Annotated in this window: 12 protein-coding genes and 1 tRNA gene; 7 read left to right on the top strand and 6 right to left on the bottom strand. The window is 68.8% G+C overall.

The features are described 5' to 3' along the window. Positions 1–683 precede the first annotated feature (683 nt). Positions 684–1547 carry a TIGR03620 family F420-dependent LLM class oxidoreductase gene (locus GA0070612_RS25305; RefSeq protein ID WP_088990190.1) on the bottom strand — a complete coding sequence of 288 codons (864 nt, stop codon included), beginning with the start codon at positions 1545–1547 and terminating at the stop codon, positions 684–686. Positions 1548–1596: 49 nt separating this feature from the next. Further along, positions 1597–2439 (bottom strand): LysR family transcriptional regulator, encoded by an 843-nt coding sequence (locus GA0070612_RS25300; RefSeq protein WP_167393677.1) that lies wholly within the window; start codon positions 2437–2439, stop codon positions 1597–1599. 72 nt (positions 2440–2511) lie between these two features. Here GA0070612_RS25300 and GA0070612_RS25295 point away from each other — a divergent pair, with 72 nt between their 5' ends. The 4 genes from GA0070612_RS25295 (at position 2512) to GA0070612_RS25280 (ending at position 7691) form a co-directional block, all read left to right on the top strand. Then, positions 2512–3768: an MFS transporter gene (locus tag GA0070612_RS25295; RefSeq protein ID WP_088990188.1), complete on the top strand. Its 1257-nt coding sequence runs from the start codon at positions 2512–2514 to the stop codon at positions 3766–3768. 35 nt (positions 3769–3803) lie between these two features. Next, positions 3804–3932 (top strand) — tRNA-OTHER (locus GA0070612_RS31640). 55 nt (positions 3933–3987) lie between these two features. After that, positions 3988–6147, top strand: coding sequence for a TerD family protein (locus GA0070612_RS25285; RefSeq protein ID WP_088990186.1), 2160 nt, complete (start codon positions 3988–3990; stop codon positions 6145–6147). 314 nt (positions 6148–6461) lie between these two features. Next, entirely contained in the window at positions 6462–7691 is a 1230-nt protein-coding gene (locus tag GA0070612_RS25280; protein WP_088990185.1) for a trypsin-like serine peptidase, read from the top strand. A 161-nt stretch (positions 7692–7852) separates the two neighbouring features. Here the strand turns inward: GA0070612_RS25280 and zwf are convergent, their stop codons facing one another. Continuing rightward, positions 7853–9346, bottom strand: coding sequence for a glucose-6-phosphate dehydrogenase (gene zwf, locus GA0070612_RS25275; protein ID WP_088990184.1), 1494 nt, complete (start codon positions 9344–9346; stop codon positions 7853–7855). Positions 9347–9741: 395 nt separating this feature from the next. On the opposite strand from zwf, the gene GA0070612_RS25270 reads away from it, so the two are divergent. Next, positions 9742–10065 (top strand): hypothetical protein, encoded by a 324-nt coding sequence (locus GA0070612_RS25270; protein WP_088990183.1) that lies wholly within the window; start codon positions 9742–9744, stop codon positions 10063–10065. Between the two features lie 33 nt (positions 10066–10098). Here the strand turns inward: GA0070612_RS25270 and GA0070612_RS25265 are convergent, their stop codons facing one another. Continuing rightward, entirely contained in the window at positions 10099–11088 is a 990-nt protein-coding gene (locus GA0070612_RS25265; protein WP_088990182.1) for a hypothetical protein, read from the bottom strand. Positions 11089–11604: 516 nt separating this feature from the next. Between GA0070612_RS25265 and GA0070612_RS31635 the strand changes: the two genes are divergently transcribed. Further along, positions 11605–12162: a GNAT family N-acetyltransferase gene (locus tag GA0070612_RS31635; protein WP_157742597.1), complete on the top strand. Its 558-nt coding sequence runs from the start codon at positions 11605–11607 to the stop codon at positions 12160–12162. Positions 12163–12182: 20 nt separating this feature from the next. Here GA0070612_RS31635 and GA0070612_RS25260 read toward each other — a convergent pair whose 3' ends face one another. Both GA0070612_RS25260 and GA0070612_RS25255 read right to left on the bottom strand, forming a co-directional pair. Continuing rightward, positions 12183–13037, bottom strand: coding sequence for a PhzF family phenazine biosynthesis protein (locus tag GA0070612_RS25260; protein WP_088990181.1), 855 nt, complete (start codon positions 13035–13037; stop codon positions 12183–12185). A gap of 132 nt (positions 13038–13169) precedes the next feature. Further along, positions 13170–13457 carry a winged helix-turn-helix transcriptional regulator gene (locus tag GA0070612_RS25255; RefSeq protein ID WP_231924336.1) on the bottom strand — a complete coding sequence of 96 codons (288 nt, stop codon included), beginning with the start codon at positions 13455–13457 and terminating at the stop codon, positions 13170–13172. A gap of 213 nt (positions 13458–13670) precedes the next feature. Here GA0070612_RS25255 and GA0070612_RS25250 point away from each other — a divergent pair, with 213 nt between their 5' ends. Next, positions 13671–14609, top strand: coding sequence for an NAD(P)H-dependent flavin oxidoreductase (locus tag GA0070612_RS25250; protein WP_231924335.1), 939 nt, complete (start codon positions 13671–13673; stop codon positions 14607–14609). Positions 14610–14622: the final 13 nt, after the last annotated feature.

The following is a 14622-nucleotide window of genomic DNA, read 5'->3' as shown; positions in this document are numbered from 1 at the left end:
TGTCGCGGCCACCCTGGTGGTGTCAGCCGAGCCGACGGCCCCGGTAGGCGGATCCCACGCCGGGCATTGGGCGGCACGTACCCCCGTCTGATCATCGGCACAGAGGTTGCGAGCGTCGGTGATGATCGGCGGGTGGTTGATGGGGGGTTCAGCACGCGTGGGGGTGTCGCCTACGTCGACCCCGGCCTGAGGTCGTGGGGGCAGGGTTCTCAGCCCTACCGGAGTGCCACGTGGCCGTTCGCCCGGCTCCGCGTGGGAGCGAGCGGCATCACCGTCTCGTCCCTGTTCGGAGACTTTCGCGTCACCCGTACGAACCTTGTATCGATCTCCCGGATCGGCCGAATCCCCGTGCTGGCAGACGGCGTCAAGTTCGTGCGGAACGACCACGACGAAGCTGTGATCTTCTGGGCGTTCCGTGCCGGCACAGTGGTGGACGAGCTACGACGCCGAGCCTGGACGGTGGAGGGCTCACCGTGAACAGCCGTGCCGGGTGACCAACTGAGCGACGATGGGCCCGACCTTGGCTGGACGCCAAGCCTCAGTCATCGCCGTACTCGTCCACATCGTAGGGCGCACGGGCCTTCTGGGACCACGCTGGCCACGTCCCGTCGGCTGGCACGGCATGGTCTTGAGGCCGTAGCCGTGGCCGCATCGGCGCCGTACGGACGTGGGTTGTGCGAGGGTCAGATCAGGGCCGCTGCGAGAGCGCGGAACGCGTCGGCGGGGAACGTCGTGGCGTCGCCGCCGTTGAGCACCTGGATCGCCACCTCGTCCGCGCCGGCCTGGTAGTGCTTCTCCAGCCCGGCAGCCACCTTCTCGACGGTGCCCCAGGGGATCAGGGCGTCGATGAGGCGGTCGCTGCCGCCGCCGGCGAAGTCCTCGTCGGTCCAGCCGAATCGCCGCAGGTTGTTGGTGTAGTTCGGCAGCGCCAGGTAAAGGTTCGCGTACTGCCGGGCGGTGGCGCGCGCGGTGGTGGCGTCTGCGTCCAGGACCACCGCGACCTCGGGGGCGAGCAGCCGGTCGGGCCCGATTGCCGCCCGGGCCTCGACGGTGTGCTCGACCGGGACGAAGTACGGGTGTGCCCCGGCGGAACGGTCGCGGGAGAGGTCGAGCATCCGCGGGCCCAGTGCGGCCAGGATGCGTCGCTCGGGCGCCACGCCGGCCGCGTCGAGGCCGTCCAGGTAGTCCACCATCCGTGAGTACGGCTTGCGATAGTCGGTGCCGTTGCCCTCCACCAGCACCGCGTGGCTGGCGCCGAGACCGAGCAGGAACCGGCCGGGATGCGCCACCTGCGCGTCCTGGACGAACGCCGCCACCTCGGGAGGCGACGAGTGCCAGATGCTCACGATGCCGGACGCGACCCCGATGCGTGTCGTCCCGTCCAGGATCTCCCGGAAGCGCGGGGCGACGTTCTCGCCGAAGCCGCCGGAGAACCAGATCCGTGAATAGCCGAGTTCTTCCAACTCGGTCGCGGCATCGACGGCAGCGCCGCGACTCCCGCTGGCCAGAAAGAACGGTTGCCACACGCTGACGAGTCGTTGTGCCATACCGGAACCCTACGACCCATCAGCCGGTGACGGCAGTGTCGCCACGTGCTCAGACGATGCGACGCAGCGCCGTCTCCACCGCGTCGACGAGCGGATCACCCTCGGTCCGGGGGTGCCGGGCGAGACCGAACTCGACATCCGGCAGGACGGGCAGGGCACTCGCATCGCGGCAGATCATGCCCGGTTCGAGGTTCGCGGGCATGAGCGCCGCGACGCCGAGCCCGGCCCGTACCGCGGCCAGCACCCCGACCAGGCTGTTGCTCTCGAAGGCCACCCGCCAACGCCGGTCGGCGCGTTCCAGTGTGTCCAGCACTGACGTACGCCAGGAGCACGGGTTGGAGAACAACACCACGGGCAGTGGATCGGCGGCCACCTCCACACCCTGCCCGGACGCCCAGACCAGCGGGGCGCGCACCGTCCAGCGCGGCGGCCCGGGAATGTCCGGAACCGCGTCGAGCACGAGCTGCACGCGGCCCGCGTCGTAGGCCTCCCGCATGGCGGCGTTCGAACAGCTGAGCACCTCCAGCGTCGCGCCGGGATGGAGCCCGGCAAGGTCGGCGAGGGCCTGCGGAAGGTGGGACGCGGCGAGGTCTTCGAGCAACCCGACGCCGCAGTGGCCGGTGAGCGTGCCGGTCGTTTCGGCGAGGGCCTGGGCGGCGAGCGAGAGAATGCGCTCGGCGTACGGCAGGAGTTCTTCGCCTGCCCGGGTCGGCGAGACACCGGACGACGACCGGTGCAGCAGCGGACGGCCGACGGTGCTCTCGAGCTTGCGTAACTGCTGGCTGAGACCGGGTTGGCTGTGCCCGAGGGCGGTGGCGGCGCGGCTGATGCTGCCCTCTCGCACGGCGGCGACGAACGACCGTAGCAGGGCGGTCTCCAGGTCCCTTGCCATAAGCATTCATTATGCCGGCCTGAACAAGATGGCGTCTTCTTATGGGGCGCTAGGGGAATTAGCGTCATCTGGGTGAGCGGATATCGGCAGGTGCTCGCGGTGCCAGGGATGGCACCGCTGCTGGGCGTCTCGCTGATCGCCCGCACCGCGATAACCGCGGACGTGATGGCGCTGACCCTCTTCGTCGTCCTCGGCCTGAAGTTGAACTACGCGGCGGCGGGTGGTGTGGCGGCGGCCCTGACCGCCGGCGTGGCGTTGGGCGGGCCGCTGCTCGGTCGCATGATCGACTCGCGGGGCCTGCGCCTCGTCCTGCTGGTGACCGTCACCGTGCAGGTCGTGTTCTGGCTGGGCGTGCCGATCCTGCCGTACGGGCTCCTGCTGGTCGCCAGCTTCGTGGCCGGCCTGCTGATGGTGCCGGCCCAGGCGCTGAGCAGACAGGCGATCGCCGCGATGACGACGCCGACGCAGCGCCGGGCCGCGTTCGCGCTGGAATCGGTGCAGGGCGAACTGTCGTACATCGTGGGGCCGGCGGTGGTGATTCTCGGCGCGGCCACGGTGTCTCCCGAGGTGGTGGCGTGGGGGGTCGGTGCCGCCATCCTGGCCGGCGGTGTCGGCATCGCCGTACTCAACCCGCCCCTGCACGCCGAGGGCGAGGCGGACGCCGCCGCGGCGGAGCGCCCCCCACGGAGGCGGTGGCTGAGCGGCACGATGGTCGCCGCTTTGATCATGGCGTTCGGGACGACAACACTGCTCAGTGGCGTCGACCTCGCCATCGTCGCCACGCTGCGGGAGGCGGGTCAGGTGTCCTGGGCCGCCGTTGTCGTCGTGGTGTTCGGCGTCTCGTCCGTCATCGGCGGACTGATCTACGGCGCGCTGACCCGCCCACTGCCCACCTGGTTGCTGCTCGGCCTGCTCGGGCTCGTGACGATTCCCGCCGGGCTGGCCCACGACTGGCCCTGGCTGTGTGTGGCAGTCGTCGGTAGCGGGCTACTCACCGCGCCGACCCTTGCCAGGGTGGCTGACGCGGTGAGCGGGCTCGCGCCACCTGCTGTACGGGGTGAGGTCATCGGCCTCCAGTCGTCGGCGCAGAGCGCTGGTTTCGCGCTCGGATCCCCGCTCGTCGGCGTGGCGATCGACCTCTCCGCGCCGGCGGGCGGTTTCGCGACGGCCGGGCTCGCCGGCCTCACCGCCGCAGTGATCGGGTATCTCCTGGCCCGCCGCTCGCCCGCGCGGACGGCGGTGTCCCACCACGCCGGTCCGACCGATCTCGGATATCGCGTCTTCGGGACAAGCGGGCGTAGCCCAACCGGCGAGCTCGAAACGGAATAGCCATGTCGGACCGGCCGGTGCGATGATCGACATCTGGGTCGCTAGCTCAACTGGCTAGAGCATTCGACTGAGTAGCGTGTCCGCTCCCCGCTTGCGCGGTGATGGGTGTGCTTCCTTCTCCTGGTTGGATCGAAGGGTTCGGGGTTCGAGTCCCCGGCGACCCACTGTGCCGCGGCTGCGGAGCGGCAACTGCCGGAGTTGACCGGAACGGGGAACCACGTGCTCGAGAAACTGATCATCCAGAAGACCCTGCGCGTGCCGGTCAGCACTGACGCGGCTGGCGATGGCACGGCCGTGGCCCGACAGCTGGACGCGGCGCTCCTCGATGTCGGTTTCTCGGCGTCGCGGGCTCTGCTGGAGCACATCGGTGCCCTGGCCCCTGCGCCGGCGATGGACCTGGCAGCCATGGTGGTCTCCGCCGTGCGCGAACTGGTGGGCGACCATGTCAGACACAACGCCTACTTCATCGGCTTCCCTGATGACGTGCCGGACACCACCGAGTTCTGGGCGGATCGGCTGCGGGCGGCCGTTCTCACCGTCGGAGTCACGGCAACCGACGAGCAGTTGCGGGACGCCGTCGCCTCGGGTGCGGTGAACCTGCTGGACCTGCCGGCCTATGGGACCTACCAGCACACCTATGCCGAGCTGTTGGCCGCGCACGACGAGCTGGTCACCGCGGCCGGTGACCGGGTGACCCTGCTACGCCTCGGTGACGCCGTCGACGTGGAGGCAACGCGGCTGTACCTGGCGCTGGCCGGTAGCTCCACACCGCTTGGCGAAGCGGACCTCGTGATCCTCAGCGAGCTCGCGGTCGCCTGCGTGGACGGGGCGCAGCCGGTCGAGATCCCGGTACGGGAGAACCGTGCCGTGCTCAACGGGATTCGGCTCGTCCTCGGTCGGCCGCTGGTCGGTGTGGACTCGACGACCGACGTGCTGCGCCTCGCCTGCCAGGTCTCGGGCGGGGACGCGTCGCTCGTGACGTCCACGCGATTCCGTGCCTTCCGACGCCCCGAGCGCAGGGTGCTTCTCGCCGCGCTGAACGGCGTCGTCGGCGCGAGTCCCGGCAAGCTCGGCGATGTCGTGCGTTACGCGGAGCGGTGGAAGCGGCTCGGGGAGCGGCTGCACCCGCACGAGTACGACCAGTGGCCACACGCACAGGCCGTGTTCGAGGTCGCGCGTGGCGAGCGGCGCGTACGTAACCTGGCCGGTCGGGCGGAGGCGGCGATCCGCGCCGGCGCCATCAGTTCGGCCACCTCGGTGCTGTCCGCCGCGCCGGGCCTGCTTCTGCGATCTGCGGACCGGCTGCTGCGGCTGGCGTCGGAGCCGGAGCGAGCCGTTGTCGTCGACGCAGTCACCGGTGCGCTCGGCTCGGCGTCCGGACGGGTGCTGCTCTCGCTGCGGGAGCATGTCGACAACCGGCTGACGCGCGCGTCGGCCCGGATGTTCGCGAGCCGCTCGCGCAGCGCGTGGGTAGGTCCCGACGAGCGGCCACCGCTGCCGGCCGAGCTGGTGGCCGAGCTGTCGTCGCTGCTCGACACCGAGATCAGCGCCCGACTGCCGCAGCAGGATCGACCGTTACTGGTGGACCCGGAGGTGCTCGACGTCGCACTGCCGCTGTCCGGCAGAGCAGCGGAGGGCGGCTTCGCTGTCCTTCCGAGGGGATCGCGGTCACCGGTGTCCGGTGAGCTGCTGCGCTTCTTCATGTACTGGCGGCAGGCACATCGTCGCACCGACTACGACCTGTCGGTGCTGCTGCTCGATGACGAGTTCCACGATGCAGGCCACGTGTCGTGGACGAACTACCACCACGACGGCGTGGTGCATTCCGGCGACATCACCGAGGCGACGAACGGTGCGACAGAGTTCATCGACATGCCCCTGACGGGCGGCGGGCACTATGTCGTTCCGCAGGTCTACATCTACGCGGGCGAGTCGTTCGACGAGGTCGCCGAGTCGATGTTCGGCTACCAGACCCGCACACAGGACCAGCGCGGTGCCCCGTTCGACGCACGGACGGTCCGGGCGCGTTCGCACCTGCGCGGCAAGGGTCGGATCGCGCTGCCGATGGTGTTCGCCAGGAGCGAGGCCGGCTGGCAGGCCATCTGGCTGCACCTGTATCTGCGGGGTTGGCCGTCGTTCAACCGGGTGGAGGACAACACATTCACCACGGCCGACCGAGTGCGAGCACTGATGGAGCGGCGCTACCTCACCGTCGCCTACCTTGTCGACCGTTGGCGCGCAGAGGCCGAGGTGGTGACGTGGGACGGTCGGCTACCGGACGAGCCGGTCACGTTCATCGGCGTTCAGGAGCCCGAGGGCCTTCCGGACGGGTCGGAGGCATATACACTGGCTCGACTCAGCGAGCTGATCCCTGAGTGAGCGGCGACAGCCGAGGCCATGCAGGTGCTTCCTTCTATTCCCGTTCAACTCGGGAACCTCCGCGCGAGCGGAGGATGTGGTAATTCCAGCCCCTGCGCTTTCCTCGGCTGTCGCGGCAGACCACGGGAATTCTGACGTCGCCCTCGCCTGCACCCTTCATCCGCCGGTGAGGCCGAACATCAGGGCGCATCCCCACCGCAGGTGAAGCGGCTCTGCACGCAGCTATGACATAGATGGGATTACATGTCTTGCGTGATCTCAGGTAGGAAGACCGAAAGCACGTCTCGGTGCTGAATCCTGAGAGGGAGCGACAGATGAAACATGCCCTGCGCCGCCTACGAACGGGCGCAGTCGCGCTCGCTGCCTGCACACTCGGGCTGAGCATCCTGTCGGTACCCGCCGCCGAGGCGTACCCGGTCGCCCCTGTCGCCCCACCGTCCCAGCGAGCACCGGAATCGGACCAGTTCTCGGCAGAGGGTGTGACCACGGTCGGTGAGCTCCGTACCGTCGACAGCTCCCTGTCCTCCGCCCCCAACGGCGGGACGCAGATCATCCAGCACCCGGGCGCCACCTACGTCAAGGTTCACTTCAGCTCACTGCGACTGGCCGAAGGCGACTACGTCACCGTGTCGAGCCGCGACGGCAAGGAGAGCTACCGGTACGACCGCCACCTGAACCGGGCGACCGGTTCGGACTACACCACCGACGGACAGCCGGGTTTCTGGGCGATGTCGGTGGAGGGCGACACCGCCGTGGTGACACTGCACAGCAGCCGCCCCGCACGTGGCAACGCCGCCACCATCGACCGGTTCTGGCGCGGATACGACCGCAGCGAGATCACCGCGCACAACTTCTCCACGCAGTCCGTGTGCAGCACCGACGCCCGCCGCGACGTGGTCTGCTACCAGAACAGCCACCCCACCGAGTACGCCCGGGGCAGGGCGGTGGCGCGGTTGCTGATCAGCGGCGGTGGACTGTGCACCACCTGGCGGGTCGGCAACACCAACCGGATGCTGACCAACAAGCACTGCTTCGAGACGCAGTCCGCCGTGAGCGGCAGCGAGATGCAGTTCAACTACCAGTGCGCCACCTGTGGTGGCGGGAATCCCGGTGCCGGCACCAAGGTCAGCGGTGCCACCCTCTACAAGGTGAGCAGCGGTGGCTCCAGTCAGCTGGACTACGCCCTGTTCTCGGTGAACAACTTCGCCGCCATCCAGGGATTCGGCACGCTGTACCTGGCAACTGCCGCCACCAGCAACGGCACCCGGATCTACATCCCCGGGCACGGCGACGGCACCGCGAAACGGCTGTCGATCTTCGAGGACACCCAGAACGGGGCGACCTGCGCCGTCCGCAACGCGAACTACAACACCTGGAACATCAGTTACAGCTGTGACACCTCCGGCGGCAACTCGGGTTCACCCGTACTGAACGCCAGCCACCGGGTGATCGCCCTGCACCACCTCGGCGGTTGTCCGTCGAACCAGGGCGCGAAGGCGCACCTGATCTACAACGAGATCGCCAGCCTGATCGACAACGGCTGAGACGGTGGGCCGCCGATGCGCAATGCGCACCGGCGGCCCTTCGGCGACCTCAACCTGGGCGACGGCGTCACGGGACGATGCCGTCGGTCGCGGGCTTTGGTTGACCGCGTGTCCACTGGCAACCAAGCCTCAGCAGTGCGATCAGCCGCGGTGTGGCAGGGTCATGCGGAGTTGCGCCACTTGCGGCCGTTGCGGCCGATGAGCCGGTCGGCGTCGGTCGGGCCCCAGGAGGCGGCCTCGTATGTGGGGATCGGTGAGTGGTCCTTCGCCCAGTTGTCGATGATCGGGTCGACGATCCGCCAGCACTGCTGCACCTCGTCGCTGCGGATGAACAGCGACGCGTCACCGATCAGCGCGTCCAGGAGCAGACGCTCGTACGCCTCCGGGGACTCCTCGACGAACGTCTGGTCGTAGGAGAACTCCATCGTGGCGGTGCGGACCCGGAAGGAGTGACCCGGCACCTTGGCGCCGAAGCGCAGCGAGATGCCCTCGTTCGGCTGGATCCGCAGGATCAGCGCGTCGGCGTCGAGGCCGGTGAGCTGGTCGGTCGGGATCGGCAGGTGCGGCGGGCGCTGGAACTGCAGTGCCACCTCGGTGAGCCGGGCCGGCAGGCGCTTTCCGGTGCGGACGTAGAACGGCACCCCGGCCCACCGCCAGTTGTCCACGTTGAGCCGCATGGCCGCGTAGGTCTCGGTCCGCGACAGGGGGTCGACGCCGGGCTCCTCGCGGTAGCCAGCCATCAGGTCCTCGCGGGTGCCGCCCCGGGTGTACTGTCCCCGGACCGCGGCCTCGGCGATGTCCCGGTCGGTGGGGAGCCGGATCGCCTGCAGCAGCTTTACCTTCTCGTTGCGCAGGCCCTCGGCCTCGAACGAGGCCGGTGGTTCCATCAGTGCCAGCGCGAGGACCTGGAGCACGTGGTTCTGCACGATGTCCCGCATCGCGCCGGCCTCCTCGTAGAAGCCGCCCCGGCTGCCGACCCCCAGGGTCTCGGCGACGGTGATCTGCACGTGGTCGACCCAGGAGCGATCCCAGATGGGCTGGAAGATCGAGTTCGCGAAGCGCAACGCCAGCACGTTCTGGACGGTGTCCTTGCCCAGGTAGTGATCGATGCGGAAGACCTGGTGCTCGTCGAACGCGCTGTGCACGACGCCGTCGAGCTCGCGCGCCGTGACCAGGTCGCGACCGTACGGCTTCTCGATGACCAGGCGGGAGAACGAGCCTTCGCGGGGCTGGTTGAGCCCGACACCGGCCAGCCCGTTGATCACCGGCTCGAAGGCCCCGGCCGGCGTGGACAGGTAGAAGAGCCGGTTGCCGGACGTGCCCCGCTGCGCGTCCAACTCGTCGAGGGTCTCCACGAGCCGCTTGTAGGTCTCCGGGTCGTCGTAGCCGCCGGCCACGTACCGCACGCTGCCCTGGAGTTGGCGCTTGCTGGCGAGGGTGCGTTCGCCGAGGGCGCTCTCGGCGAACTGCTCGTTGGTCATCGGCGTGCGCGCGACGCCGACCAGCGCGAACTGGTCCGGGAGCCGCTCGTGCCGTGCCAGGCTCTCGATTGCGGGCAGCAGCTTGCGCCGGGTCAGGTCACCGGAGGCACCGAAGATCACCAGCGTGGCTGGCGGGGCACTGCGCTCCTGGATGAGCTGAGATGCGTTGTCCATGGTCGTCGTTCCTCCGGGCACAAGGGGTCTGGAGTTGAGGGTGCCGTGCTGTCATGCCAGGAATTGAGCGGCTATGGCGGGGGTCACGGGGCGTGGCCCGTTGGTCGCGGAGCTTGAGCGTCGCATGGCCGGTCGGCATCGGCGGCGCTGGGCGTCCGGTGTCCCAGCCGGCGATCATCGGCAGCCTGGGGTGGCAGAGCAACCACTCGATCGTGGGCCCTGGAGCACGGCGTCGCCACAAGGGTTCCACCGGCCCACCGTACCGGGACAGGAGCGCTAGGCGGGCGTGCCGGACCTGCCGGCGGTGATCTGGAGCCGGTCGACCTACGGCGGCTGCCCGCGTCTGCCGCCGTGCTCGCCTGGGCAGACACGACATCCACTCCTAGGATGCCGCTGTGAGTAGCGACTTTGGTTTCTGGAAGCGCGGCACGGGTGATCCTGCCGACATCTTCGACCGGCTCGCTGAGGGTGACACCAGCGACCTGGCGACAGACCCGGGTGTGAAACGGTTCCGGGACGGGCTGCTTGCCCGCTGGACGGACATCGAGGACGTGCTGGAGCCCTCGACGTTCGACCTGGAGGACAGTCCGGACGACGCACTGAAGTACGTGCTTCTGACGCTGTCTGTCCGCCAGCTCGACTATCTGCCAGAGATTCTGTCCCTGGCACAGGACAACGGCCTCGTCGGATTCAGCGGCGTGGCCGGAGAGCCCATCTAGCCCGATCGCGGTGGCGACTGCTTCCGAGCCGCGTCACTGCATGGCGGTGGCCGGGGGATGGTCGAATGATTCGGGGCACTGGAAGGTGTACAGGGAGTAGCCGCGCCCGATCTGCACATCGGCGGTGTCCGGCGACGCGGCCGGATCTTCCTCGGAAGGGCGCCAGCTGCAGTCCATACCGTTCCAGTCGCTTGAGCCCGCCGTGAAAATCAAGGTCATCGTGGTGCCGCAGACCGCACAGTCCATCGGGTACGGATCGGTCAGTGACCAGTTCGCGTATCCGCCGACCTTCCATCCCGGTGCCAGCGACAAGTCGCTCTGATAGTGGGGACGGCTCTCGTCCTCGTCGTCATCCCAGGCGTCGATTCGCTCGCGTAGGTCGTCGGGGAGCAGATCGGCGTATTGGTACTCGCGGACCTGCTCAGGATGCACCACGCACGGAATCGGCAGGTACATGTGGCTGACCACCGGTGGCTCGGGGGCCGCTCCGAGCAGTGGGCCGACGGCGGAACTGTCGCGCCAGTGGAGGAAGACGCGAGGGCCGTAGTGCCGGTCTGAGTGGTCTACCGGGCACCACAGCACCTGGAGCAGGTCGGTGCCGTCCGGACCGGCGTAGTCCGGGATGTCTCGTCGGTACAGCTGCGCGACCGGGACCAACGGGATCGGATCCTCGATCAGGTCGTCCAGGTCCAGAGCGTCGGCCGCGTCGAGCTCGGCCCGCTCCTCCGCGGTCAAGAAGTCCCCGCCCGGCAACCGGCCCCGGGTTTCTGCAATCGCGAGGATCTCCCGCCTGCGGCGCAGGGCGGCCGGGGTGGTCAGGTTGTATGACTCGTGCGCCCCGGCGTCGTCGCAGACCGGCCACACCTCGTCGGCCGGCCACAGCAGTGGTCCGCCGACCGAGCTGTCCGTGACGGTCGGAGCGCCGCGGCGAGGATGCAGGCGGGTAGCCGTGCGGGAGTGCTCCCGCAGTTCGGGGAAGAGCGCGGCGATGTCCAGGGGGCGCGGAGGCGTGGTGCGGACCATGGAGGTGAATCTTATGGCCCTCGTGCCGTTCCCGAATCCCAGCCGTGCTCTCCGCCGCTTCGAGGCGTACGAAGACACCGAAGTTATGGATCTCTGAGATGACTCCGCGCACCACCGTGCCGCGTTTCGGCTCAGGTCCAGACACGGCAGAACTCTAGAGCCGAGGCGGCGGTCCGCGGCTCCGCAGCGAGTCCTTCCGGGCCGGGACACGATCCACCCGGGACGGGCGCACGTAGCCGAGATCAGTGCGTTTCCCCCGGACCAACCCTGCATCAGCAGGGAGTGGGTGCAGGCCCATCAGCAGGCTGGGAGTCCCACCATCGGGGCAGGTCGACGAGCGAAGCCTCCCGGTCGAGAAAGCCGAAGGGCACACCGAGAGCGTGCGACGGTGCCGAGCGGACGGTCGCCGCCCATTGGCTGGGAAAGTCAGATCCATCGCAGGCATCTGTGACCCCCGCGCCACTGATGATGCTGGCTCTATGGCTCTCTTGTCTTGACCGGGAAAGGAGAACAGGCATGGGGTCCGACAAGGTGATCACACACCTTCAGATGACGAGTCCGGGCCAGCTTCGGTGGGCGAGGGTTGTCGAGGGCCTGGTCCTGGTGCCGATCGACGACCCGGCTGGGGTGAGCCTGCCGCAGCTGCGTGAGGTGCATGATCGCATCGGCTCGGCGCATCGATGGTCGAGTTTGACATGGTCGCATCGGAACTGGGTCGAATGGCTCAGCGACCCTGCGTTGCGTCACTGGTGGATAGAGGTAGACGACCAGCTGGCTGGTTGGGGCTGTCTGCGCTGGCACTCGGGGCCGGAGGTGGAGCTGGACACATTCGGCCTCATACCGGAGTGCATTGGGCATGGATACGGCGGCTACGCCCTGGCACTACTGACTCAGCGCGCCTGGGACGTGCCGGGGCCGCAGAACGGTGCGGGGCTTGGCGGGCAAACCCGTCGGGTCTGGTTGCGTACCTCAAGCTGGGATCATCCGCACGCGCTGGCAAATTATCTGGCCCGTGGCTTCGCGCTGGTCGAAGGTCGCGATGAGGAACGCCGTCGGGGTGCCAGTCCTGGATAGAAGCGCTGGCGGCGGTGCTGCTAAGGAGCATGCGGTGCGCTGAGACCGACCACTCCGCCGATTCTGGCGACGATGCCGTCTGCGGTGTGTGTCGCGATGGCGGACACCGATGACGGGCTCTGGAGCCCGTCGCCCTGGTGGATCTCGATTGCGCCGTTGCCGGTGGTGTCGAGCAGGTGTGCGGCGAGGCAGCCGACACTGTTGGCGTTCGCGATGTCCTCGTCGACGCCGATCGCCGGGGCGAACATCCGGGCGGTGCCCGTTCTCGTGGTCGGCGACAGCGCGTAGACGAAGCAGCCGAGATAACCGAGTCGCCGACACTCGGTTGCCAGTCGATCGTGGTCGGGCTGTATGGACAGCAGCGTCCGGCGATCACGGACGGGGACGAGGAGTCGTGGTGTGCCGGGTGAGGCGACCCGTACGTCGGCGGCGATGTCCGTTCGTTCCAGGCCGAGGGCGGCGATGATGCCATGGTCGGTCGCGTGAGCGCCGTCCGGTAGGGCGATGACGCCCTGGTCGAACCAGACCTCGATGCCGTCGTGGCGTCGGATGGCGGTCGTGGCGAAGGTGCGGCCTGCGCTGCATTGGCGGCCGTGGTGCTCGGTGCCGCCGCTGCGCTGCAGCAGGACGGCCTGTGCCGCGATGATTCCATGCCCGCAGTTGGTGAGTTCCCGGGCGCTGGTGAAGAACCGCACCCTGGGAACGTCCGCTGTGCTGGTGTCGACGAACGCGGTGTGGGAGGTGCCGGCCCTCCGGGCGATCGCATGCCGTTCGTCGTCGGTGAGCACGTTATCGTCGATCACGACTGTGGTGGGGCTGCCGCCTTGTCCGTGGCGGGTGCAGGCGTTCACCACCGCCACCGGTGGGCTGGCCATCAGGTGGCAGTGACGTCGACGAACCGGGAAGCGCCGGGCGCACGGTTGCGCATGACCAACCTCCGAATGCTTCGGATTCAGAAGCACGGTAGCGACTCTGTTCGCCAAGCGCCAGGGTCGACGTGCCGCGATTCAGGTCTTGTCGTCCGCGCTCAGGACTGAGGCCCAGGTGTCGGACCAGCGGACGAGCGGGCGCAGGGCCTGGTAGGCGCCGCGGCCGAGGTCGGTGAGCGCGTACGCCGTGTCCGGCTGCTGGGCGACGAGGTGGGCGTCGACCAGTTCGGTCAGCCGCTGCCGGAGGACGCTGGATGACATGTTGTCGCAGCGCTGCTGCAGCGCGCGGAAGCCGACCGGCCCGTGGTGCAACTCCCAGACGATGCGCAGGTTCCAGCGACGCCCGAACAGGTCGAGGGCGGCCATGAGAGGTCGTCCGGTGCTCGATCCGCGTACCTGCTGGCCCGGCCTGGGTGCCGTCATCGCCTGCGCCGCCCCCTCTTGATGCTTCGATATCCGATACAGTACCGTCCCGTGAAATGATTCGATTTCCGAAGCGATCGGGGCAGCTTCGTGAGGCGATTACGCACCGCGCTGTGTGGCAGGTTGGGCATCGACCTGCCCATCATTCAGGCGCCCGTGGGTTCCGCGGCCGTACCGGAACTGGTGGCGGCGGTGTCGGAGGCCGGCGGTCTCGGCATGCTGGCGTTGACGTGGCAGAACCCCGATCAGGCACGGCAGTCCATCCGGCGTACCCGGGAGCTCACCACCCGGCCGTTCGGCGCGAACGTGGTTCTCGACTTCCCGGTGGACGATGTGCTCACCGTGTGCCTGGAGGAGAAGCTGCCGATCATCTCCACCTTCTGGGGCGACCCGTCGCCGGTGCACAGCCGGATCCAGCAGGCCGGTGCGCTTCACCTGCACACGATCGGTGACCTCGCCGAGGCCGTGCACGCCGTCACGGCCGGCGTCGACGTCGTGGTGGCTCAAGGGTGGGAGGCAGGCGGTCACGTCCGTGGCGGCACGACCACCATGTCCCTGGTGCCGGCCGTCGTCGACGCGGTCGGGCCGGTACCGGTGGTGGCTGCGGGAGGGATCGCGGACGGGCGTGGTGTCGCGGCCGCGCTCGCGCTCGGCGCCCAGGCCGCCATGCTGGGCACCCGCTTCCTCGCCGCTGACGAAGCAGCCACCCATGAGGTGTACCGGCAGCACCTGATCGCGGCCACCGGAGCGGACACCGTGCACACCCTCTGCTTCGACGGCGGGTGGCCGAACGCCCCGCATCGCGCACTGCGCAACACGACAGTGCGGCGTTGGCAGACGGCCGGCTCACCGCCTGCCCCACTGCGACCCGGCGAGGGTGATGTCGTCGCCGCTGACGCGTCCGGTCAGGAGCATCATCGGTACGAGGACCTGATGCCGCTGCCCGGGATGACCGGTGACCTGGCCGCCATGGCCCTGTACGCGGGCCAGTCCGTGAGCCTCGTCCACGACGTCTCGCCTGCTGCCCGAGTGCTCCGCGACATCGCCGGTCAGGCCGCTGCCACCATCGACCTGCTGCGGAGCCCGGCGACCTGAGCGACGGCCTCGG

The organism is Micromonospora chokoriensis, from assembly GCF_900091505.1.
In the GTDB taxonomy this organism is placed as follows: Bacteria; Actinomycetota; Actinomycetes; order Mycobacteriales; family Micromonosporaceae; genus Micromonospora; species Micromonospora chokoriensis.
This window is presented reverse-complemented; position numbering and strand designations above follow the sequence as displayed.

Excerpts from the sequence above, each read along its gene's own strand:
- GA0070612_RS25305 (WP_088990190.1), bottom strand. The coding sequence starts at position 1,547 with ATGGCACAACGACTCGTCAGCGTGTGGCAACCGTTCTTTCTGGCCAGC.
- GA0070612_RS25300 (WP_167393677.1), bottom strand. The coding sequence starts at position 2,439 with ATGGCAAGGGACCTGGAGACCGCCCTGCTACGGTCGTTCGTCGCCGCC.
- GA0070612_RS25280 (WP_088990185.1), top strand. The coding sequence starts at position 6,462 with ATGAAACATGCCCTGCGCCGCCTACGAACGGGCGCAGTCGCGCTCGCT.
- zwf (WP_088990184.1), bottom strand. The coding sequence starts at position 9,346 with ATGGACAACGCATCTCAGCTCATCCAGGAGCGCAGTGCCCCGCCAGCC.
- GA0070612_RS25265 (WP_088990182.1), bottom strand. The coding sequence starts at position 11,088 with ATGGTCCGCACCACGCCTCCGCGCCCCCTGGACATCGCCGCGCTCTTC.
- GA0070612_RS31635 (WP_157742597.1), top strand. The coding sequence starts at position 11,605 with ATGGGGTCCGACAAGGTGATCACACACCTTCAGATGACGAGTCCGGGC.
- GA0070612_RS25260 (WP_088990181.1), bottom strand. The coding sequence starts at position 13,037 with ATGGCCAGCCCACCGGTGGCGGTGGTGAACGCCTGCACCCGCCACGGA.
- GA0070612_RS25255 (WP_231924336.1), bottom strand. The coding sequence starts at position 13,457 with ATGGCCGCCCTCGACCTGTTCGGGCGTCGCTGGAACCTGCGCATCGTC.